The organism is Mesorhizobium sp. B4-1-1 (assembly GCF_006439375.1).
GTDB lineage: Bacteria > Pseudomonadota > Alphaproteobacteria > Rhizobiales > Rhizobiaceae > Mesorhizobium.
Window position 1 is genome coordinate 279,392 of record NZ_VFTH01000006.1, and the last position, 21,771, is coordinate 301,162.

Consider the following 21,771-nt stretch of genomic DNA (forward strand, 5'->3'; position numbering starts at 1 on the left):
CTAGGTCTTGGCCGGTACCCCGAGCCGCGTCCGCAGTCGCCGCAATGCCCTTGAAAATACGTCGAGGTCATTGGCGGCGCGGGCCAGCGTGAGTGCGCCCTGAATGGCGGCGACGGCTTCCTCGGCCAACTCGCTGGCCTCGCCCGGCCGGTGCCCCGACCGCGCCAGCGCACCGGCAAGATGTGTGACCCAGCGGCCGAAATAGCTTCTGATCTGGCCAGCGAAGAGATCGCGCGAGTCATCCAGCGCGAGGGCGCCGATCAGGCAAACGCGGCGTCCCGAGCGGAAATAGCTGTCCGTTTCTGCGAGCATCTGTTCGATCCCTGCCAGCGGATCGGTGCTGTCGCGCAACGGCGCGAAGACGTTGTCCTCGAACCAGCCGTCGATATGGGCAATGACAGCCCTCGCCATCTCCTCCTTGCCGCCGGGGAAGAAGTGGTAGAGGCTTCCTTTGCCGAGCCCCGTCGCCTCGCCGATCGCGGACAGGCTGGCGCCTTCATAACCATGCTCGCGATAAACTTCCGCAACGACCCCCAGCAGCCGATCGCGGTCTGGCGCGATGCGCCGCATCCACGCCCCCCTAGGGCCGGATGATTTCAGGTCGATTCGACCTGAAATCATCCGGCTCCACATCAAAGAGATAAAGCATGATGTCGCCCGAAAACCGCTTCACGCTTTTCGGCATCATGCTCTAGAGCCCGAGTTCCGAAAGGCCGGGATGGTCGTCCGGCCGGCGGCCGAGCGGCCAATGATACTTCCGCTCGCTTTCGGCGATCGGCAGATCGTTGATGCTCGCCACACGCCGGCGCATCAGCCCTGCCTCGTCGAATTCCCAGTTCTCGTTGCCGTAGGAGCGGAACCAATGGCCGCTGTCGTCGCGCCATTCATAGGCGAAGCGCACCGCGATGCGGTTCTCGTTCCAGGTCCACACCTCCTTGATGAGGCGATAGTCCAGCTCTCGCGCCCATTTGCGCTTGAGGAAGCCGACGATTTCGCCGCGGCCCGAGACGAATTCGGCCCGGTTCCGCCAGATGCTGTCCTCGGTATAGGCGAGCGAAACCCGCTCAGGATCGCGGCTGTTCCAGGCATCTTCGGCGAGGCGCGCCTTTTGCGCCGCTGTCTCGGCCGTGAAGGGCGGCAATGGCGGACGGCTCATGAGATCTCCTGTCGGTTTCGATCCTCGATAACCGACATTGTACCGATCGGTACAATGAGTCAATAAACAGAGTGACGGGCAGGACAGATGCTATCGCTTTGTCGCCAGCCCCTTCAGCCGGTAAAGCGCCTCCAGCGCCTCGCGCGGCGTCATCTCGTCGGGATTGATCGCGCCGAGCGCGTCGCCCAGCGCATCGCTCTTCACCGGCTTCGGCGCTTCGCGCTTCACCGCCACCGAAAACAGCGGCAGGTCGTCGACGAGACGGTTGGTCTTGCCCGAGACTTCGCCCTCTTCGAGTTGGTGCAGCACTTCCTTGGCGCGGGCGACGACCGCTTCCGGCAGGCCGGCGAGCCGCGCCACCTGGACGCCGTAGGAACGGTCGGCCGCCCCCTTGCCGACCTCGTGCAGGAAGACGACATCGCCTTCCCATTCCTTGACCCGCATGGTGACGTTGTGAAGTCGGGGCAATTTGCCGGCCAGCGCGGTCATCTCGTGAAAATGCGTGGCGAAGATCGCCCGGCAGCGGTTCTTCTCATGCAGATATTCCACCGCCGCCCAGGCGATCGACAGTCCGTCGAAAGTCGCGGTGCCGCGGCCGATCTCGTCAAGGATAACCAGTGCCCGCTCGCCCGCCTGGTTGAGGATCGCCGCCGTCTCGACCATCTCGACCATGAAGGTCGAACGTCCCCGCGCCAGATCGTCCGACGCGCCGACGCGCGAGAACAGCCGGTCGACCACGCCGATATGGGCGCTTTGCGCCGGCACGAAGGAGCCGGTCTGGGCGAGGATGGCGATCAGTGCATTTTGCCTGAGGAACGTCGATTTGCCGCCCATATTGGGGCCGGTAAGCAGCCAGATCGCCCCGGCCTTGGCGCCGCCGTCGGGCGACAGGTCGCAATCGTTGGCGACGAACGGCCCGTCCCCCGAGCGCCTCAGCGCCTGTTCGACCACCGGGTGGCGCCCGCCGGCAATGTCGAAGGCGAGGCTCGAATCCACCAGCGGCCGGCACCAGCCCTCGCTTTCGGAAAGCAATGCCAGCGCCGATGAAACATCCAGAGCCGCAAGCGCGTCGGCGCGGGCACGGATCCGTTCGGCCTCACCCACCACTTCCGCTGTCAGCCGGTCGAAGGTGGCGAGCTCGATGCTCAGCGCCTTGTCGGCGGCATTGGCGATCTTCGATTCCAGCTCCGCCAGTTCGGTTGTGGTGAAGCGCATGGCGTTGGCCATGGTCTGGCGATGGATGAAACGCGCCTTGGCGGCGTCGCTGCCGGTCATGATCGCGTGATGGTTGGCGGTGATCTCGATGTAGTAGCCGAGCACATTGTTGTGCCGGATCTTCAGCGAGCGGATGCCGGTCTCCTCGATCAGCGAGCGCTCCAGCCCGGCGATCACTTTTCGCGATTCGTCGCGCAATGCCCGCATCTCGTCGAGCTCGGCATTGTAGCCCGACCGCACGAAGCCGCCGTCGCGCTTGATCAGCGGCAGCTCTTCGTCGAGCGCTTCGCTGAGGTGACGAGCGAGCGCCTCGGGCAAGGCGTGGATCGAGGCAAGCGCGGCGGCGAGCTCGGCGGGCAGGGCGGCCGCCGCGAACAATTCGGCGATCGCGCCGGCCGCCTCGAAGCCGGCGCGCAGCGCGCCGAGATCGCGGGGGCCGCCGCGGTTGAGCGCCAGGCGGGACAGCGCTCGCGGCATGTCGGCGACGCCTTTCAGGCCCGCCCGCAGGCCCTGGCAAAGCCGCGTCTCGGAGCGGAAGAAGGAGATCGAATCCAGTCGCGCCGCGATCGTCGCCGGATCGGTCAGCGGCGCCATCAGCCGGTCGGCCAGCAATCGCGCGCCGCCGCTGGTCACAGTGCGGTCGATCGCCTTGAACAGCGAGCCGTCGCGGCTGCCCGACAACGTGCGCAGCAATTCCAGGTTGGCGCGCGTCGCCGGATCGATGAACAGCGTCGAGCCCTGCTCCTCGCGCTCCGGTCGCGACAGCGGCGGCCGTTCGGCCTTCTGCGTTTTTTCGACATAGGCGATGGCGCCTGAGATCGCCGACAGCTCGGCGCGCGAGAACGTGCCGAAACTGTCTGGGGTCGCGACCTCGAAGAAGCGTGCGATGCGGCTTGTGGCCGAAGCCGAATCGAACAGCGAAGGCGGCTGCGGGTTGGCGACGCGGCCGATGACGTCGAACACCGGCCTGAGTTCCGGATCATGGAACACCGGCTCGGCGACGATCAGCTCGCGCGGGTCGACGCGGAAGATGTCGGCAAGCAGTCGCTCGGCGCTCGTCTCGGCGACGCGGAAGGCGCCGGTCGAAATGTCGATCCAGGCCAGCGCGAAACTCGCCTGACTGGCCGCGCTGCCCCCCTTGACGCGGCCGAGCGCCATCAGGAAGCTCGATTCCGAGGGTGCCAGCAGCTTGTCCTCGGTGATGGTGCCTGGCGTGACCAGCCGCACCACGTCGCGGCGCACCACCGATTTGGAGCCGCGTTTCCTGGCTTCGGCGGGGTCCTCGATCTGCTCGCAGACGGCAACGCGAAAACCTTGCGCGATCAGCTTCTGCAGATAGTCGTCCGCCGCATGCACCGGCACGCCGCACATCGGGATGTCGTGGCCCTGGTGCTTGCCGCGCTTGGTCAAAACGATGCCCAGGGCCTGGCTCGCCTTCTCCGCGTCGTCGAAGAACAGCTCGTAGAAATCGCCCATGCGGTAGAACAGCAGCGAATCCGGGTTCGCCGCCTTGATCTCGATGAATTGCTCCATCATCGGCGTGACGCCGCTCGTGGCGGGCGCAGGCGTCGTCGTCTCCTGGGCGTCGGTATCTGCGGGCATGTGCATGTTCATGCGGCAACGCTAGCAGAAGTGGCAGCCCGGTTTAATGCCGGCGACGCGAAAAGCAGGGGAAGACTGGCGGCGCCTGCTGTGACGCGCCTGGTTGCGCCGGGCCGGCCTGGCACTCTATGGTTCCCTTGGGGAAAGGGCGGCGGGGACTCGTGGATCAGGACAAGCAGGAGACTTTCGACGAGATGGTCGGCCCGGTCGGCTCGACCGCCGAGCGCCTCTGGCTGCTGGCGACGCGGCGCGCCCATCGAACCGCGAACAAGCTCAGGGTTTCGGCGCGCAAGCGCTTTCCCTATATTCTGCCGGCGCGCGGTCCCTTGTCCGATCTCGACGGCGGCATCGAGATGTCGGCGCACATATTCAGCCGCGATCCGCTGGTGCTCTATATCCCGGTCGGCGGACCTCGTCCGCTGCATCCGCTGGCAGCCGTCGGCCGGCGCCTTGCCGCGCGTCGCGCCACCTTCCTGCTGATGCCGATGTGGACGATGGAAAGACCTGCCGTCGTCGCCCAGATGGGCCGTGACCTTGCCTGGTATGCGGCGCGCTTTCCTCTTCATGAGGTGATCTTCCTCTGCAACAACGAGGAAGAGCGTCGTCTCATCGTCGCGGTCGGCGGCAAAGCCATGTTCTCCAATCACAATCTGATGATTTCGGAAGATGTCTTCCGGCCGTTGCCGGACGTGGCGGTCGAGTTCGATGCCGTCTACAATGGCCGCATCTCGCCGATGAAACGCCACTATCTTGCCTTCGAGGTCGATCGGCTGGTCCACGTCACCTATTCGATCGGCGAATTGACGCCGCCCGCCGCCCGCGCCTTCATTCGCCGCCTCCAGGCGCAATCGCCGCGCCATCGCATCGCCAACCCGATCGTGGACGGTCTGCCCGGCCGGCTGACCTCCGCCGAGGTCAACCGGGTCTACAACCAGGCCGCCGTCGGGCTGTGCCTGTCGGCCGTGGAAGGGGCGATGTATTCCAGCATGGAATATCTGATGGCCGGGTTGCCGATCGTCAGCACGCCGAGCCTCGGCGGGCGCGACGTCTATTTCGATCCGGACTATTGCCTGATCGTCGAGCCGGAGCCGACGGCCATTCGCCGCGCCGTCGATGGGCTTCGGGATCGCGCCATACCGCGCGAGGAAATCCGCGGCAGGACGCTTGAAAAGGTCCGCGCCCAGCGGCAGGAACTCACCGCGTTCCTGTCGGCGCTTCTGCGGCGCAAGGGCAGCAGCGCTCCCCCGCTGGAGAGGTGGCCGTTCTCAGGCACCGAGGGCTTGATGCGCTGGGCCACCGTGCGGGAAATTGCCGCGCTCGTCGGCGAACCGGACCGCGCCTGACCGCTTGGCCGTTTACAGCGCTGCCGTGTAGCCTTAATCCCAAGACACATAAACACGCACCTGCCTCAAGGGTGCGCGAAGGCGAGGAAATCGAAAGCATCATGGCCAGGAAAACCGAAAGCAGCGGCCCCTCCGTCAGTCCCGAGGAGGCGCTGGAATTCCACGCCATGGGACGGCCCGGCAAGCTGGAGATCGTCGCCACCAAGCCGATGGCCACCCAACGCGATCTGAGCCTCGCCTATTCGCCTGGCGTCGCCGTTCCCGTGCGCGCCATCGCCGAGGATCCGAGCCGCGCCTTCGATTATACGACGCGCGGCAACATGGTCGCCGTCATCTCGAACGGCACCGCCATTCTCGGTCTCGGCAATCTCGGCGCGCTGGCCTCGAAGCCGGTCATGGAAGGCAAGGCGGTGCTGTTCAAGCGTTTCGCCGATGTCGATTCCATCGACCTTGAAGTGGCGACCGAGGACGCCGACGAGTTCATCAACTGCGTGCGCTTCCTCGGACCATCCTTCGGCGGCATCAATCTCGAGGACATCAAGGCGCCGGAATGCTTCATCATCGAGCAGCGGCTGCGCGAGCTGATGGACATCCCCGTCTTCCATGACGACCAGCACGGCACGGCCATCATCTCGGCCGCCGGGCTGATCAACGCGCTGGAGATCACCGGCCGCGACATGAAGACCACGAAGATGGTCTGCAATGGCGCGGGCGCCGCCGGCATCGCCTGCATCGAACTGATGAAGGCCATGGGCTTTCCGCCCGAAAACGTCATCCTGTGCGACACCAAGGGCGTGGTCTACCAGGGCCGCACCGAAGGCATGAACCAGTGGAAGTCGGCGCATGCGGTCAAGACCGATCAGCGCAGCCTCGCCGAAGCGCTGGACGGCGCCGACGTCTTCCTTGGTCTGTCCGCCAAGGGCATGCTGACGCCCGCCATGGTGCAATCCATGGCGAAAAATCCGATCATCTTCGCCATGGCCAATCCCGATCCGGAGATCACGCCAGAGGAAGTGGCCGAGATCCGCACCGACGCCATCATGGCCACGGGCCGGTCGGACTACCCCAACCAGGTCAACAATGTGCTGGGCTTTCCCTATATCTTCCGGGGAGCGCTCGATGTGCGCGCCACAACCATCAATGACGAGATGAAGATCGCCGCCGCCAGGGCACTTGCCGAGCTGGCGCGTCAGGACGTGCCGGACGACGTCGCCGCCGCCTATCAGGGCAACCGGCCGAAATTCGGCCCCAACTACATCATTCCGGTGCCGTTCGATCCGCGCCTGATCTCGGCGATCCCGCTGGCGGTGGCGAAGGCGGCGATGGAATCCGGCGTCGCCCGCAAGCCGATCCTCGATCTCGACCGCTACGCGCAGGAACTGTCCGCCCGCCGCGACCCGATTGCATCCACCTTGCAGCGCATTTACGATCGCGTGCGCCGCCAGCCCAAGCGCATCGTCTTCGCCGAGGGCGAGGAGGAGCAGGTGATGCGCGCCGCCGTCTCCTATGTGAACCAGAGGCTCGGCACGGCGATCCTGCTCGGCCGCGACGACGTCATCAAGGACAATGCCCGCAATGCCGGCATCGACCTGAACAAGCCGGGCCTGGAGATCATCAATGCCAGGCTGTCGCGCCGCAACGGCATCTACACCGACTATCTCTACGAGCGCATGCAGCGGAAGGGTTTCCTGTTCCGCGACTGCCAGCGCCTGATCAACAACGACCGCAACCATTTCGCCGCCTGCATGGTGGCGCTGGGCGATGCCGACGGCATCGTCACCGGCGTCACCCGCAACTATTCGACGGCGCTCGATGACGTGCGCCGCATCATCGACGCCAAGCCCGGCCACCGCGTCATCGGCGTGTCGATCGTGCTGGCGCGGGGCAGGACGGTGCTGGTCGCCGACACCGCCGTGCACGACATGCCGAACGCCGAACAGATCGCCGACATCGCCGAGGAGGCGGCCGGCTTCGCCCGCCGCATGGGCTACGAGCCGAGGCTCGCCATGCTTGCCTATTCCACCTTCGGCCATCCGCAGGGTGAACGTTCCGAGCGCGTGCAGGAGGCGGTGCGCATCCTCGACAAGCGCCGCGTCGATTTCGAATATGATGGCGAGATGGCAGCGGACGTGGCTCTGAACCCGCGCGCCATGGCGCAATATCCCTTCATCCGGCTGACCGGCCCGGCCAATGTGCTGATCATGCCGGCATTCCACTCGGCCTCGATCTCGACCAAGATGCTGCAGGAGCTCGGCGGCTCGACCGTCATCGGCCCGCTGCTGGTCGGCTTGAACAAGCCGGTGCAGATCGTGTCGCTCAACGCCAAGGACTCGGACATCGTCAACATGGCGGCGATCGCGGCCTATACGGCGGGGAATTGACCACGCAATTCCAGGAAAAGTGTGAGCGGTTTTCCGTCCGGAATTGCTTAAAAAACAAAGAGATAGGGCGTTTCGTCGTTTCCGCGAAACGGTGAAGCGCACTAGATAGCAGCTCGGTCGTTTCTTTTATCTGAGCCAAAGCAAAAGGCCCGCGGCGATGCTGCGGGCCTTTCCTTTTATGATCTTCGCGTTCGATCAGAAGGTCCGCTGGAAGCGGACGATGCCACCCCAGCTGTTCTTCTTGTCGGCCTTGGTGAAGTTGTAATCGTCGGCCTGACCGAACTTGCCGTCGTGGTAGTAGTCAAGTTCGGTCGTGACCGTGAAGCCGGGAACGAGCGTGTAAGCCACGTTCGCCGCGACGGCGAAGTTCTTGGCGTCGTCGGCCGAGACCTGGAGGTTGAAGGCGGTCTTCGGGTTGAACTTGTAGGTGCCGCCGCCCCAGACGGCCCAGTTGCCGCCCCACGGCTTGTAGAAGCCGCGACCGCTGCCGTGGTCGACGAAGTTGTCGTCGGTGCCGTAGCCGCCCATGACGAACAGCGACAGTTCCTTGCTGACGTTGACGTCGAGGCGAACCTTGCCGGCCACTTCCTCGTAGTTGCTGTCATAGGCGACGACGCCGGTGATCGCGCCCCAGTCGCCCTTGTACTTCAGGCCGCCGACGACATGCGGGACATAGCTGTCGATCAAGCCGATGATCTTGCCGGTGTTCGCACCCTCTTCGAGCGAGATCACGCCCGAGAAGCCGCTGCCGGCGTCGAAATAGTAGCTGACGACGTTGGTGACCTTGATGCCGTACGGGATGATCGTGTCCTGCACGACGTTGCCGGCATAGCCGATGAACTGGTCGTAAGGCGTTTCATCCACACCTACGCGCAGGCCGCCGAGCTGGACCCAGCCGAATTCCAGGTTTACCGCCGAATCGCCGTTCTTGAAGTTGAAGCGGGTCTCGGTATAGGTCTTCAACGTACCGAGCTCGGTCTCCTGGCCGGTCCAGGTCCTCAGCGCGAAACGGGCGTTCTTATTCCAGCTGTTCTGCGAATCGCCGTCCATGACGTCGGTCGTCTTGCGGCCGTCGAGGGTGCCGGGATCGCCGAAGCCGGCGTCATAACGGATGTAGCCGCCGACGCGCAGGCAGGTCTCGGTGCCGGGGATGTAGAAGTAGCCGGCGCCATAGACGTCGCAGATCTTGACGTATTCGGCCGGTTCCGGCTCGGCAACGGTCACCGCGTCGGCGGCACGCGCGCCCGAAACTGCGATCAGCGCCGCAGCGGAGCCGAGAAGAAGGCTCTTGATGTTCATTTTCTTGAATCTCCAGTCAAAGGTTCAAGACAGGCCTGACATGCCGTTCGGCTTTTGCCACCCCCGTCCCCATCGTTGAAAAAGTCGCGCACCGGCGCCGCTTCTTCACCTTGGACATGGCTTAATCGTGGGCCTCACACAACAGTGATTGTGTCGGAATGGCGGCCTTTCTGACGCTTATGGAAGTCTTGTTGCCCAAATATCACGTCACATAAATGCAAAGATGGGACATTCTGAACAATAAGTACAATCGAAACGCCCGATAACCCCGGAAACGTGCCAAATGTGCCGTTTATTACAGTTTCATGACGGATGATTTGCCGACTAAATTTCTAAAAAGTGCGGATGAACGTGGAAAAATCGACTCCTGGTAGCCGGAGTCAGGACAGGGCTCGAGCGGCGCGGACCACGTCCTCGACCATGTCATCCCTCAACATCCCGATGGGAACGCGGCCATCCAACTCCGGCGACGGCCGACTTAGCCAAAACCAGGCAAGCCTCGGATTGGCGATCGCCGAAAGCACCTCGCTGATCCCCGGGACCGGCCTGCCGTCGATGAACTGGGCCAAGGGGAAGACATGCTTGCGGCCGCCCTTGCGCAAGGCAACGACCTCACCGCGTCTTTGCCAGCGATGCAGCGTGGAGCGCGGGATGCGGAGCTTCTCTTCCAGATAGGTCGAGCCGGCGACCTCGCCGGCCCAATCCTCGATCAGCATCGATTGCAAGTCCATGGCTCGCTCGGCAATCGGCTGGGCCGCCGGCCTCCCTGTGTCCGATCCCGACGCCGAGCGCTCGAAAGCGCGATCGGATATGACCGCGCCGTCGCTCGCGACCTTATTCGTCATCACACGAAAAAAGTCGGACGCAAGGTCGGTCCACTTGCCCTTGAAGGAGCCGACGGCAAGGCGCTGTGCCGGCGGCAGGAAGGGCAGGGCGGCAGCCACATGGCCGGCGATCTTGCTTGCCGAAGTCAAGGCCTCGGCGTCCAGCATGACGCCATGCTGCATCAGCGCCTGTTGCACGGCTTCGGCCATAAGGCCTGCCAATGCCTCTTGTGAAATCCCGTCGGACGGGTTCTGGAATCTGCTCATCAATCTGTCTTGCGGCCCGCGCTCCTCCCCAGGCGCCGGCGGTTGCTGAAAATTCTATCGCGGAAAATAAAATATGCGACGGCAACGGGCCTCGCGGCCCGGTAGCTTGCTGGTTTGCATCTTTACACCCCTGGTTTGGCGTGCCGAAATGTCAGTCGTGGAACGCCTCATTTTGCATTTTAAAAGTCCAACGTGACAGGTCCGCGACAGCCGGCCCTGTTTGGAGCTTGCCGGCGATGACGCAACGGCACCTCTTCCCGCGCAATTGCGGGACCGAAAGCCGGCACTGCTTTGTCAGCGTGTTCACGAGCGGATCATCGTTTCGCGGAAGCGATGATCTGCTCTATCTCCTTGTTTCGGAACGATTTTCGACGGAAGGCTACAGCGAGCGCAGCAAGCCCGTACGGAGGCCGGTTTTCCTGAAATCGCCTTAGAGAAGCCCGACCTGTTCGGCCTCGCGGCGAAGGTTCTGCCGAGGCCGCGGACCGATCTGCTGGATAACCAGTCCGGCAGCCAACGAGCCGAGGTCGCCGCAATCCTTGAGGCTGCGTCCGGTCGTGTAGCCGTAAAGGAAGCCGGCGGCATAGAGATCGCCGGCGCCGGTCGTGTCGACCAGTTCCTTGATCTTCGTCGCCTGGATGATGACGGTCTCGTCGCCGCGCACGATCACCGAGCCTTTCTCGGAACGGGTGACGGCGGCGATCTTGCAATCCTTGCGGATGGCGGCGAGCGCCTCCTCGAAGGAGGCGGTCTGGTAGAGCGACTTGATCTCGTGGCTGTTGGCAAAGACGATGTCGACGGTGCCCGAACGCATCAGCTCGAGGAACTCGTCACGGTACCGGTCGACGCAGAAGGAATCCGACAGCGTCATCGACACTTCGCGGCCCGCCGCATGCGCGAGCCTGGCGGTCTGCCGGATCGCTTCCTTGGCGCGCGGTGGGTCCCACAGATAGCCCTCGAAATAGGTCACCTTGGCGCCGGCGGCCTTGTCGGCCTCGACATCCTCGGGGCCAAGCTCGACGCAGGCGCCGAGATAGGTGTTCATCGACCGCTCGCCGTCGGGCGTGACGAAGATCATCGAGCGCGCCGTCGGCGGTTCGCCCTCGAGCGGCCCGGTATCGAAGGCCACGCCCTGGGCATGGATGTCGTGCGTGTAGATTTCGCCCAGCGCGTCGTTCGACACCTTGCCGAAGAAGGCTGCCCGTCCGCCGAGGCTGGCGACACCAGCCGCCGTGTTGCCGGCGCTGCCGCCGGAAGCTTCGATCGCTGGTCCCATGCGGCTGTAAAGCAATTCGGCGCGCCTGGCGTCGATGAGGTTCATCGCGCCCTTGATGATGCCGTTGGTCTCGAGAAAAGCCTCGTCGCATTGCGCGATGATGTCGACAATGGCATTGCCGATGCAAAGCACGTCATATTCCGGCATCAAAATCTCCGCCAAGGACTGCCCGGCTATCTGGCATGCCGGCCGGGCGCGGGTCTAGCGAGTTGGCGCCGCTTTGCCTACCCTGAAAATCGCCATTGCCTTCCGTGACGCCGCCCCCCGGCGCCGATTGTTCGCCGGCTGCGGCAGCGTTCGTATCGAACTGGCCCACAACAGTCACGACCCTGACAGCTATGGTTTCACCGCGATCCAAACATTTCCGCGGCGTCGCGGGCTAGAAGCGGATCGTTCCGGCGACAGGCTGAAGGGCGCGAACCACGAATGTCCGAGAAGACCGAAATGTCCACCGACCTGGCGCTGCTCGGCGTCCTGGCGGTACTGTGGGGCGCTTCGTATACCTTCATCAAGATCGGCGTCGAGACGATCCCACCCGTGACCTTCATCGCCGCCCGGACGCTGATCGCAGGAGCTATTCTCTTCACCATCATCCGCTGGCGCGGCCTCGCCATGCCCGCCGACGCGCCGACATGGCGCCGGTTCGCCTTCCAGGCCTGCCTCAACAGCGTCGTGCCGTTCACGCTGATCGCCGCCGCCGAGCGCTCGGTCGATGCCGGCCTTGCCACCATCCTCAATTCGACGTCGCCGATCTTCACCTTCCTGCTGACGGCATTGGTCACGCGCCATGAGCCCGTCACGGCGCGCAAGCTGGTCGGTGTCGGCGCCGGCATCGTCGGCATCTGTCTCATCATCGGCACGGAGGCGCTTGGCGGACTTGGCCATGAGCTGTGGGCTCAGCTTGCGATCGTCATTGCGACGATCTCCTATGCCGGAGCGGCGATTTTCGGCCGCGGCTTCAAGGGTCTCGATCCGATGATACCCGCCGCGGGTTCGATGCTTTGCGGCGCCGTGATGCTCGTGCCGTTCAGCCTGATCGTCGACCGGCCCTGGACGCTCGCGCCTTCGGCCGCGTCGATCCTGGCCCTGCTTGGACTGTCGGTCTTTTCGACGGCGCTGGCCTTCGTCATCTATTTCCGGCTGATCCACACGCTGGGCTCGGTCGGCACCACCTCCCAGGCCTATCTGCGCGCGCCGATCGGCGTCGGCATCGGCGCCATCGTCCTCGGCGAAAGCCTCGGGCCAGCGGCCTGGGTCGGCATGGCCTTCGTCGTTGCAGGCGTCGCGGCAATGACGATTCCGGCCAGGCAGGCCAGGCTCGCGCGATAATGCTTGTCGCCCAAAAGTGTGAAGCGGTTTTGGGCCAAGCGACATGCTTCGAGACAAAAACCCAAAGCGCGTCGACGCGACGCGCTTTGGTTGCGCCAGGGATCGAGCCGGCCTATCTGCGAAACGTCGTTTCTCGATGAGGGCCTGGACCTGCCGTGATCCTAGACGCCGCCCGCGCCGCCGCCAGCCGGCTGTTCTCGCCTGAATTCCGCTCCGTCTTCCTGAAGACGCTGGGGCTGACGCTGCTCGCTTTGGTGGCCCTCTGGCTCGGCCTCGACAGCCTGCTCGAATGGCTGGCCTGGCCCTGGCTGCAAGCGCTGCTGCCAGGTCTGCCATCCTGGGCCGGATGGCTGGGCGGCATCATCGCCGGCATCGTTCTGGCTGTGGGCTTGGCCTTACTCGTCGCGCCGGTCACGGCGATCGTAGCCGGCCTCTTCCTCGACGAGGTCGCCGAAGTGGTCGAGCGTACCGACTATCCCAACGATCCGCCCGGCAGGCCCGTGCCCGCGCTGCATTCGCTCGTGCTGGCGATCAAATTCTTCGGCGTGGTGGTCCTCGGCAACATCGTCGCGCTGCTCTTGCTTCTGGTGCCGGGCATCAACATTGCCGCCTTCTTCATCGTCAACGGCTATCTGCTCGGCCGGGAATTCTTCGAGTTCGCCGCCATGCGTTTTCGTGCCGAACCCGAGGCCAAGGCGCTGCGCCGCAAATATGCCGGCACTGTGTTCCTCGCCGGACTGGTCATCGCCCTGTTCCTGGCGGTGCCGCTGCTCAACCTTCTGACGCCGCTTTTCGCGGCCGCCATGATGGTGCATCTGCACAAGACGGTTTCGGCGCGGGAGCCGGTCTAGCCCTGCTCCTTGCCCTCCCGGAACAGCGCCTGCAGCTTGCCGAACGGCATCGCCGCCCGGGTGAAGCCGAAGGTGCCGTCCTGCTGGATCTCGCGGGCCGCCGTCTCCAGCATGCCATAGGCGAAATTGGTCAGCCATGGTCCGAGCGAGATGCGCTTGACGCCGCCCATGGCAAGGTCGGCGATGGTGAAGCCTGGTCGGGCCATCACATTGACCGGCCGGCTTACCGACGCGCAGATCGTGCGCACCATCCCGACGTCGCTAATGCCCGGCGCGTAGAGCACGTCGGCGCCGGCTTTCTCGAAAGCCTGCAGCCGCTTGATGGTATCGTCGAGATCGCTCTTGCCCCACAGGAAATTCTCGGCCCGCGCGGTGAAGACGAAATCGTGCTTGAGCGCGCGGGCAGCCTCGACGGCCGCCGCGACGCGTTCGGTCGCCAGCGCGAAATCGTAGATCGGATTGGCGGCGTCGCCGGTGTGGTCCTCGATCGAGCAGCCGGCGAGGCCCGCGGCTTCGGCCGCGAAGATGGTTTCGGCCGCCTGCTCGGGGCTGTCGCCCTTGCCGCGCTCCAGATCGGCCGAAACCGGCAGGTCTGTCGCCGCAGTCACCTCGCGGCAATGGTGGATCATGGCGTCGAACGTCACGGCGCCGTCCGGCAGGCCGCGCGAGAAGGCAAAGCCGGCGCTGGTCGTCGCCAGCGCCTTGAAACCGAACGAAGCGAGAAGCTTGGTCGTGCCGATATCCCAGGGGTTGGGTATGACGAAGGTGGAGGTATGCAGATCGCGAAAAATCTTGCCCTTGTCCATGGCGGGTCCTCGATTGGGGTCGTAGGGGGAATTTATCGCGCTCGCTCGAACCGGGCAAACGAATGCGTCTGGCTCAGAAGCGCTCGGCGTTTTCTGCTGACAATTTCTCGAAGGCGCCAGAATCCTTGACGTAGCGCGACGCCTTGGCATCCCAGCGATAGGTGACGGAGATATCGTGCGAGACGGCCTTGGGCGCGGGTTCCTCGCAGCTTTCGCCGCTCGGCTTGGTGGCGTCGGTCACCGTCACCTTGATCGCCGAATAGGGTTTGTCGCCAGCATGCGTCTGGAAGGACAGGTCCTGCGTGCGCTTATAGGCGCAGACATTCTCGTCGAACGTGTTGATCTGGTCGATAGGCTCGAAGCGGCCGTCGCGGATCAGGATCAGGATCGTGCCGACATAGCCCTGGTTCGAATTGAAATGCGTGCTCATGGTTATGAGCGCGTCGTCATCCGGGCTGACCGCGAGCTTGCCCGGATCGCGAAAATAGGTGCTTTGGTCGGTTCCGACGTTGACGGCGTCGAGCAGCTTCGGCTTGCCCGTGATGTCGTAAAGCGCCAGCACGGCAAACCCTTCGGCGCTGTCCTGCGCCTGGCCGAGGTCGAAAAGCATCGCCAGCCGGTCCTTGCCGCCTGCCTTGACGGCGAGCACGGCGGCATTGGAAAGGCTGATGGTCTCGGGCGGCGAGCCGCCCTCGTCGCCACCGAGGATGTCGCGCACCTCGATCGGCGCGCTGCCCTTGTAGAAACCGTCGTTGCCGGCCTTGAGATCGGGCACGATCATTTCGGCGAGGTCGAAATAGGTAACGTCCCGATGTCCGGGAACGGCGCTGCTCAGTTCCGGAAAGCTGACGGCCTGGGCCGCCGCGGCCGTCCACAGGCACGGCAGCAGCAGGCATGCAAGCATGAAACGGCATAGTTTGGAAATCATGGACCGCGCCCCCTCGGATGCGCTCACGCTAGCACGGCGTTTTGCGGTGCGCAGCGGGGTCCGATCAGCGTATAGGCACGAGTCCGGCCAACTCCCGCATGTCGTCGAACAATATGCCGCCGGCCGCCGCCAGGCCGTCGCGATCGGAGAACGGATCGGCGTGGTAGGAGAACACCCGCATGCCGGCGGCGATGCCGGCCTGGGTACCGGCGACGCTGTCCTCGATGACGATGCTGTCGGCCGGCGCGAAGCCCATCGTCTTTGCGGCATGCAGGAAGAGGTCCGGGAACGGCTTGCCGCGCCCGACCATGGTCGAGGAGAACATGGCATGCTCGAACAGCGGCAAAAGCCCGGTCTGCCCAAGCGTGATGTGCATCTTGAAGACCCGCGCCGAGGAGGCGACGCAATAGGCAATGCCGGCCTTGCGCACCGTCTCGATGAAGTCGCGCACATAGGGGATCGCCTTGACGCCATGCGAGAAAAGGTCCGGCAGGCCGGCATTCCAGCGGTCGACGAAGTCGGAGCCGAGCCTGACCTCGGTCGTCTCTTCGATCTCCTTCTGCACCGAGGCCATGCTGCGGCCGGAGAAGTTCTTGCGGCAATATTCGAATGTCGTCGTAAAACCGGCGGCGGTCAGCCATTCGGCAAGGCGCCTGTTGGCAAGGTTTTCGGTGTCGACCAAGACCCCGTCGCAGTCGAAAATAACAAGTTTAGGGATTGCCATTCAAGCGGTGCCGGTCGACCCGAAACCGCCTGCGCCCCGCGTCGTGCCGCCGGCCAGCGCGCGCTCCTCGACCGCAACCTGGGTCACGGCGGCGAAGACGATCTGGGCGATGCGCAGGCCGCGCGTCACTGAAAAATCCTCGTCGCCGAGATTGACCAGCAGCACCTTCACCTCACCGCGATAGTCGCTGTCGACGGTGCCGGGCGAATTGAGGACGGTGAGGCCATGCTTGTAGGCAAGGCCGGATCGTGGCCGCACCTGGCCTTCCATGCCCTCGGGGATTTCCAGGATCAGGCCGGTCGGCACCAGGGCTCGCTTTCCAGGCAGGATGAGCAGCGGCCGGTCTTCCGGCACCGCCGCGCGCAAATCCATGCCGGCGGCACCCGCGCTCTCATAGGCCGGCAGAGGCAAGCCTTCACCATGCGGAAGCCTGACGAAACCGACGGTGGGGCCGATGACGGAGGTAGGATAAACAGCGGTGCGCATGAGCACACTCCTATCGGCGCGAAAGCCGATTCGGTCAACTCTGACGTAGGGCCTATCAACGGCTTTCTTTCGCGTCCGGTTCCAGGGCCGTCAGCGTAGTTCCACCGGCACCACGGTCGTCTCCTTGATCTCCTCCATGACGAAGGAGGCCGAGACGTCCGACAGCGCCACCTTGGCGATCAGCCGCTGGTAGAGACGGTCATAGGCTTTCACGTCGGCGACACGGGCGCGCACCACATAGTCGAGATCGCCCGACATGCGGTAGACGCCGGTTATCTCCGGAAAGCCGGTCACCGCCGCGCGGAATTTCTGCAGCCAGTCCGGATCGTGGTTGGAAGTGCGGATCAGGATGAACACAGACAGGCCGAGGCCTAGCTTGTCGGCATCGACCAGCGCGACGCGACCGGTGATGACGCCATCTTCCTCCAGGCGCTTGACGCGCCGCCAGCAGGCATTGCGCGACAGCGCCACCCGCTCTGACAGCTGATCGACCGACAGCGTGCCGTCGCGTTGCAGCTCGGCCAGCAATCTTCGATCGATCTCATCAATTTCCACCGACATGTTGGGATGAATGTCCCATGAAGCCGGCAAAAGCAAGGACAATTTGGGACCGATGAACCAAACCCATGTGGCACGATACTCAGCATTCGGGGCTCATCCCGGCAGGAGGGATCACCATGACGACCAGGCTTGCGGCGCTCTTCACCTCTCACCCGGAGAAGGTCGGCGAGACCTATTTCGGCCACATGGCCTTCGCCGCCTGGTTCTGTTCGCGGCTGTCGATGGCGGCGGGCGCCGCGCTCGTTCACGCTTTCTTGCCATTCCTGTTCGAAACTACGGCGAGCCGAATCGTTCGCGAGCTCTATGAGCGCACGCACAACAGAGGCTCGCATGCGGTCAAGGAGCCGACGGCTCTGATGGATCGCGCCTGATAGATGGTGGAAAGCGATGTGCCGGTGGGCGGCCTATCTTGGTGAAGCGGTCTTCCTTGAAGACATCATCACCGCGCCCTGCCACTCGCTGATTGCCCAGAGCCACTGCGCCCAGGAAGCCAAGTCGCCGACCAATGGCGACGGCTTCGGACTCGCCTGGTATGGCGACCGGCCCGAGCCCGGCCTTTATCGCGACATCCTGCCGGCCTGGTCCGACCCCAATCTGAAGAGCCTTTGCCGGCAGATAAAATCCGGCCTGTTTCTGGCCCATGTCCGCGCCTCGACCGGCGGCGCCACCAGCCGCATGAACTGCCACCCCTTCATCTCCGGCCGCTGGTCGTTCATGCATAACGGCCAGATCGGCGGCTTCGAAAAGATCCGCCGCGCGCTGGAGAATTCGCTTTCCGACGCGGTCTTCGACCAGCGCGAGGGCACTACCGATTCCGAGCTCTTTTTCCTGCTGATGATCGATGAAGGATTGTCCGGCGATCCGCAGGGCGCGGTCTCGCGGGCGACCAGCCTCGTGCTCGATACGTCGCGCCGGGCCGGCATCGAGCCCTCCCTGAAACTGACGGCGGCCTTTTCCGATGGCCAGGCGCTGTACGCGGTTCGCTATGCCACCGACGACCATGCGCCGACGCTCTATACCGGCGCCTTCGCCAAGCGCGACGGCCACTGCATCGTCTCGGAGCCTTTCGACCGCGACGGTGGCGAGTGGCAGGCGATACCCCCGGCGAGCTTCGTCACCATGACGAGGGACGGTACCGGGATCCGTCCGTTTGCGCCGGCGGCGAATAAGCTGGCGCTGGTCGGCTGACGCAAATCCCAGGCTGCCGCGTTCAGGCAGAGATCAGCAAAACGTAAGCACGGCGTAAGGACGCCAAAGCTCCCTCCTGTCATCTGTAGCGCCCGACGAGCCGCGAATTCATTCGCACGCTCAAAAACGCATCGATAAGAGGATCACAGGACAATGTGCCGGTGGGCAGCCTATCTCGGCGACGCGATCTTCCTGGAAGACGTCATCGCCGCACCCTCCCATTCCCTGATCGCTCAGAGCCGCCAGGCGCGGGAGGCGAAATCGCCGACCAATGCCGACGGCTTCGGCGTGGCCTGGTATGGCGATCGGCCGGAACCCGGCCTTTACCGCGATGTCCTGCCAGCCTGGTCCGATACCAATCTCAGCAGTCTCGGACGCCAGATAAAATCCGGCCTGTTCCTGGCCCATGTGCGCGCCTCGACGGGCGGCGGCACCGGCCGCGCGAACTGCCACCCCTTCGTCTCGGGCCATTGGTCGTTCATGCACAACGGCCAGATCGGCGGCTTTGAGCGGGTCCGTCGGGTGCTGGAGAATTCGCTCTCCGATACGTTGTTCGACCAAATCGAAGGCAGCACGGATTCCGAATTGTTCTTTCAGCTCATGATCGGCGAAGGCCTGGCGCAGGATCCACAAGGTGCGGTGTCGCGCGTCACCAGCCGGGTGCTCGATGCTGCGCGCCGTGCCGGCATCGAACCGTCGCTGAAGTTGACGGCTGCCTTCAGCGACGGTCGGGCGCTTCACGCCATTCGCTACGCCACTGACGAGCATGCTCCGACGCTCTATACCGGCGCCTTCGCCAAGGGGGTGGGTCGCTGCATCGTCTCCGAGCCGTTCGATCGCGACGACCGGACCTGGCACGAAATCCCGCAGTCGAGCTTTGTGACGATGACCCGCGACAGCACCAGCATCAAGCCTTTCGCGCCGGCGGCCGTCCGGTTGGCTCTCGCAGGGTGAGGGAAATCGGCACTTGGCGCAAATTCGATCAAGCGCCCGCGAGCTTCGGATGCTGAATTCGGCTTGAAGCCGCGCCCTCATCCGCCATGTTCAAGGCGAGGCGCGGCAAGCAGCCGGAGTGTGCACATGGATATCGGGTTTTCCTCGACTGCCGAGCTCGCGGCAGCCATTGCCCAGCGAAAAATTTCGGCGATCGAGGCGCTCGATGCGCAGCTTGCCCAGATCGACCGGCACAACGGGCCGGTCAACGCTGTCGTCATCCTCGATCGGGAACAGGCGCAGGCACGTGCCCTGCTGGCCGATGCGGCAATGGCGCGCGGCGACACGCTCGGTCCGCTGCACGGGGTGCCATTCACGCTGAAGGATGCGCACGAGACGGCGGGCATCAGGACCACCGTCGGTTTTCCGCCGTTCGCCGACTACATGGCTAGGCAGGACAGTCCTGTGGTTGAAAGGCTGAAAGCAGCCGGCGCCATACTGGTCGGCAAGACCAACGTCGCCACTATGCTGGGCGACTGGCAGTCCGACAACCCGCTGTTCGGGCGCACTTCCAATCCGTGGGATCCGTCGCGCACGGCGGGCGGCTCAAGCGGTGGCGCAGCCGCGGCAGTCGCGACAGGCATGACTCCGTTCGAAGTCGGCACCGACATGCAGGATTCCATACGCTTGCCCGCTGCTTTCTGCGGCGTCTATGGCCTGAAGCCAACTGAGCATCGCGTGTCGCTGGCCGGCGCCTTTCCCGCTCCAGGCGGTATGCCGCGCAGCGTGCGGCTGATGTCATGTGTTGGCCCGCTTGCTCGCAACATCGAGGATCTGGCGCTGATCTATCGGATCATTGCCGGACCGGACCGCGCGGACACCGACCTGGCGCCCGTGTCGGTTGAGCCGATGCCGAAACTCGAACTCAAGTCGTTGCGCATCGCCGTGGCCGAATCTTTCCCGGGCTTCCCGGTTGCCACCGAAATCCGTGCCGCCGTAGAAAGCCTGGCCGCGCAGCTCGCCTCGGCTGGCGCGGCTGTGGAGAGCGCGAAATTGCCGAAGCTCGACCTGCACGACGATTTGTCCGAAGGCGGTGCATTGATCGGCATGATGTTGGAAGCCGCGCAGCCGGAACCGCCGGAGCAGCCGACGCCTGTGTCGCGCTGGTTCGCTGCGCTTGCGCGCCGCGACCGGTCGATCCTTGCCTGGGAGCGATTCTTTGACAGCTGCGATGCCTTGCTCTGCCCGGTCGCCATGACCGCGGCCTTCCCGCACTGCAAGCCGGGCAGCCCGCTCAAGGTCGACGGCAAGGAAGAGAGCTACTGGATGCTGCCGGCCTATGGAGCGGTGTTCAATTATTCCAGCCATCCGGCGCTCGCGTTCCCTTATGGGCAGGACCGCGACGGCTTGCCGATCGGCCTTCAATTGGTCGGCAGGAAATGGTCGGAAGCGCGGCTGCTCGGCATTGCAGCCGCGATTGCGTCGCTCGCCGGAGGGTTTCGCCGGCCTCTTGGCTACTGATCGAAACGCGACAGCGCGTAGGATTCAAGCAACGGATCGCGCTTGTCGTTGAGGATTTCGCCGGCCGCAAACAGGCCTATCGCCGGCGCCAGCGTGATGCCGGAATGGGCGACGGCGACGTAGAGGCCGCCGACACCTTCCGCACGGCTGACGATCGGGAAACCGTCGACCGGCGTCGGACGGTAACCGATCGTGTGGAAGTCGAATTCCAGTCTGTTGGCGTCGCGCAGCATCGCTTTCGTCGCGGCGAACAGCGCGTGCGCGGCGGCCTCCGGTTTCTCGCCCGGATCGCCACCGCCGAAATCCGAGCCGGCGATTATGCGGCCCTCGGCGGTCTGGCGCATATGCAGTCTGTCAGCCAGCACCAGCCCGTTGAGCAGCTTTGGGTGCGGTCGCGAATGCACGATCAGGCCGGGCGGGGTCTCGATCGGCAGCTTGATGCCTGCCGTCGCGGCGATCGCCGAAGCGCCGGCGCCCGCCGCAATCACCACCTCGTCGGCGGCGATGATCTCGTCCGAAGCGACGACGCCTGTGACCTTGCCGTTGACCAGCGCCAGCCTGTCGACGGTTCCCGTGACGATCCGCGCGCCGCGCCGTTCGGCATCGGTCAGCAGCGCCTTCGTGGTCGCCACAGGCTCGGCCACGCCTTCCTGCGCGACATAAAGTGCAAACTCGGGAAGCTCCGCCAAATTGGGCTCGATGCGCGCCGCCTGTTCGCGCCCGACGCGCTCGATGCCGTAGCCCCAGGACGAATGCTCGGCCGCATAGGCTTCGAGCCTGTCTGCGGGCAGATCCCAGCACAGGCCGCCGCACCAGGCGACCGGCAGGCCCGGCAGATCATTCGCCAGCTGTTTCCATTCGGCCATGGCGCGGATACGCAGCCGGAAATAGGTTTGCGGATTGCCCCAGCTGGCATTGATCCAGGCAAAGGAATTCGGCGTGGCGACACCGCCGGCGCCGCTTCCGGAAACCACCGTCACCCGTGCGCCGGCCTGCGTCAGATGCCAGGCGATCGAGGCACCGATGATGCCGGCGCCGATGACGATGACTTGCTTTGCGCTGCTCATGTCGGACCCTTTGA

20 protein-coding genes are annotated in these 21,771 nt (G+C 64.4%); 8 read left to right on the forward strand and 12 right to left on the reverse strand.

The genetic code is table 11. The features are described from left to right. The 3 genes from FJW10_RS11630 to mutS all read right to left on the reverse strand — a co-directional run bounded on the left by FJW10_RS11630 (position 1) and on the right by mutS (position 3,985). Positions 1-570, reverse strand: coding sequence for a TetR/AcrR family transcriptional regulator (locus FJW10_RS11630; RefSeq protein ID WP_140900191.1), 570 nt, complete (start codon positions 568-570; stop codon positions 1-3). 121 nt (positions 571-691) lie between these two features. Beyond that, on the reverse strand, positions 692-1,156 hold the full coding sequence (locus tag FJW10_RS11635) for a nuclear transport factor 2 family protein (protein ID WP_140900192.1): 465 nt from the start codon (positions 1,154-1,156) through the stop codon (positions 692-694). 90 nt (positions 1,157-1,246) lie between these two features. After that, positions 1,247-3,985: a DNA mismatch repair protein MutS gene (gene mutS / locus FJW10_RS11640; protein ID WP_140900193.1), complete on the reverse strand. Its 2,739-nt coding sequence runs from the start codon at positions 3,983-3,985 to the stop codon at positions 1,247-1,249. A 149-nt stretch (positions 3,986-4,134) separates the two neighbouring features. On the opposite strand from mutS, the gene FJW10_RS11645 reads away from it, so the two are divergent. Further along, entirely contained in the window at positions 4,135-5,316 is a 1,182-nt protein-coding gene (locus tag FJW10_RS11645) for a glycosyltransferase (protein ID WP_140900194.1), read from the forward strand. A gap of 101 nt (positions 5,317-5,417) precedes the next feature. Further along, positions 5,418-7,697, forward strand: coding sequence for an NADP-dependent malic enzyme (locus FJW10_RS11650; protein ID WP_140900195.1), 2,280 nt, complete (start codon positions 5,418-5,420; stop codon positions 7,695-7,697). A 195-nt stretch (positions 7,698-7,892) separates the two neighbouring features. On the opposite strand, the gene FJW10_RS11655 is transcribed toward FJW10_RS11650, so the two are convergent. The 3 genes from FJW10_RS11655 to FJW10_RS11665 all read right to left on the reverse strand — a co-directional run bounded on the left by FJW10_RS11655 (position 7,893) and on the right by FJW10_RS11665 (position 11,510). Then, a complete protein-coding gene (locus FJW10_RS11655) occupies positions 7,893-8,996 on the reverse strand; it encodes a porin (protein WP_140900196.1) in 1,104 nt (367 codons plus the stop codon). Between the two features lie 380 nt (positions 8,997-9,376). After that, complete coding sequence (locus tag FJW10_RS11660) at positions 9,377-10,087, reverse strand: antitoxin Xre/MbcA/ParS toxin-binding domain-containing protein (RefSeq protein ID WP_140900197.1); 711 nt, start codon at positions 10,085-10,087, stop codon at positions 9,377-9,379. 430 nt (positions 10,088-10,517) lie between these two features. Further along, positions 10,518-11,510 (reverse strand): adenosine kinase, encoded by a 993-nt coding sequence (locus tag FJW10_RS11665; RefSeq protein WP_140900198.1) that lies wholly within the window; start codon positions 11,508-11,510, stop codon positions 10,518-10,520. Positions 11,511-11,807: 297 nt separating this feature from the next. Here FJW10_RS11665 and FJW10_RS11670 point away from each other — a divergent pair, with 297 nt between their 5' ends. Both FJW10_RS11670 and FJW10_RS11675 read left to right on the forward strand, forming a co-directional pair. Next, positions 11,808-12,692, forward strand: coding sequence for an EamA family transporter (locus FJW10_RS11670; protein WP_246674218.1), 885 nt, complete (start codon positions 11,808-11,810; stop codon positions 12,690-12,692). A gap of 155 nt (positions 12,693-12,847) precedes the next feature. Continuing rightward, complete coding sequence (locus tag FJW10_RS11675) at positions 12,848-13,543, forward strand: sulfate transporter family protein (protein ID WP_140900200.1); 696 nt, start codon at positions 12,848-12,850, stop codon at positions 13,541-13,543. On the opposite strand, the gene FJW10_RS11680 is transcribed toward FJW10_RS11675, so the two are convergent. From FJW10_RS11680 to FJW10_RS11700, 5 genes are all read right to left on the reverse strand, one after another. Then, on the reverse strand, positions 13,540-14,349 hold the full coding sequence (locus tag FJW10_RS11680) for an oxaloacetate decarboxylase (protein WP_140900201.1): 810 nt from the start codon (positions 14,347-14,349) through the stop codon (positions 13,540-13,542). The two genes, FJW10_RS11675 and FJW10_RS11680, sit on opposite strands and share 4 nt — an antisense overlap. Before the next feature lie 73 nt (positions 14,350-14,422). After that, on the reverse strand, positions 14,423-15,277 hold the full coding sequence (locus FJW10_RS11685) for a hypothetical protein (RefSeq protein ID WP_140900202.1): 855 nt from the start codon (positions 15,275-15,277) through the stop codon (positions 14,423-14,425). Positions 15,278-15,341: 64 nt separating this feature from the next. After that, positions 15,342-16,001, reverse strand: a complete 660-nt coding sequence (locus tag FJW10_RS11690) for an HAD family phosphatase (RefSeq protein ID WP_140900203.1) — start codon at positions 15,999-16,001, stop codon at positions 15,342-15,344. Beyond that, positions 16,002-16,487, reverse strand: coding sequence for a dUTP diphosphatase (gene dut / locus FJW10_RS11695; RefSeq protein ID WP_140900204.1), 486 nt, complete (start codon positions 16,485-16,487; stop codon positions 16,002-16,004). A 90-nt stretch (positions 16,488-16,577) separates the two neighbouring features. After that, positions 16,578-17,048: an Lrp/AsnC family transcriptional regulator gene (locus FJW10_RS11700; protein ID WP_140647325.1), complete on the reverse strand. Its 471-nt coding sequence runs from the start codon at positions 17,046-17,048 to the stop codon at positions 16,578-16,580. A gap of 116 nt (positions 17,049-17,164) precedes the next feature. Between FJW10_RS11700 and FJW10_RS11705 the strand changes: the two genes are divergently transcribed. The 4 genes from FJW10_RS11705 (at position 17,165) to FJW10_RS11720 (ending at position 20,690) form a co-directional block, all read left to right on the forward strand. Then, the gene (locus tag FJW10_RS11705) at positions 17,165-17,419 is read left to right on the forward strand and encodes a DUF6356 family protein (RefSeq protein ID WP_140900205.1); all 255 of its coding nucleotides are present in this window, start codon (positions 17,165-17,167) and stop codon (positions 17,417-17,419) included. A 16-nt stretch (positions 17,420-17,435) separates the two neighbouring features. Continuing rightward, the gene (locus FJW10_RS11710; RefSeq protein ID WP_140900206.1) at positions 17,436-18,236 is read left to right on the forward strand and encodes a class II glutamine amidotransferase; all 801 of its coding nucleotides are present in this window, start codon (positions 17,436-17,438) and stop codon (positions 18,234-18,236) included. A 153-nt stretch (positions 18,237-18,389) separates the two neighbouring features. Further along, entirely contained in the window at positions 18,390-19,190 is an 801-nt protein-coding gene (locus FJW10_RS11715) for a class II glutamine amidotransferase (protein WP_140900207.1), read from the forward strand. A 126-nt stretch (positions 19,191-19,316) separates the two neighbouring features. After that, a complete protein-coding gene (locus FJW10_RS11720) occupies positions 19,317-20,690 on the forward strand; it encodes an amidase (RefSeq protein WP_140900208.1) in 1,374 nt (457 codons plus the stop codon). Here the strand turns inward: FJW10_RS11720 and FJW10_RS11725 are convergent. Next, a complete protein-coding gene (locus FJW10_RS11725) occupies positions 20,684-21,757 on the reverse strand; it encodes an FAD-binding oxidoreductase (protein WP_140900209.1) in 1,074 nt (357 codons plus the stop codon). The two genes, FJW10_RS11720 and FJW10_RS11725, sit on opposite strands and share 7 nt — an antisense overlap. Positions 21,758-21,771: the final 14 nt, after the last annotated feature.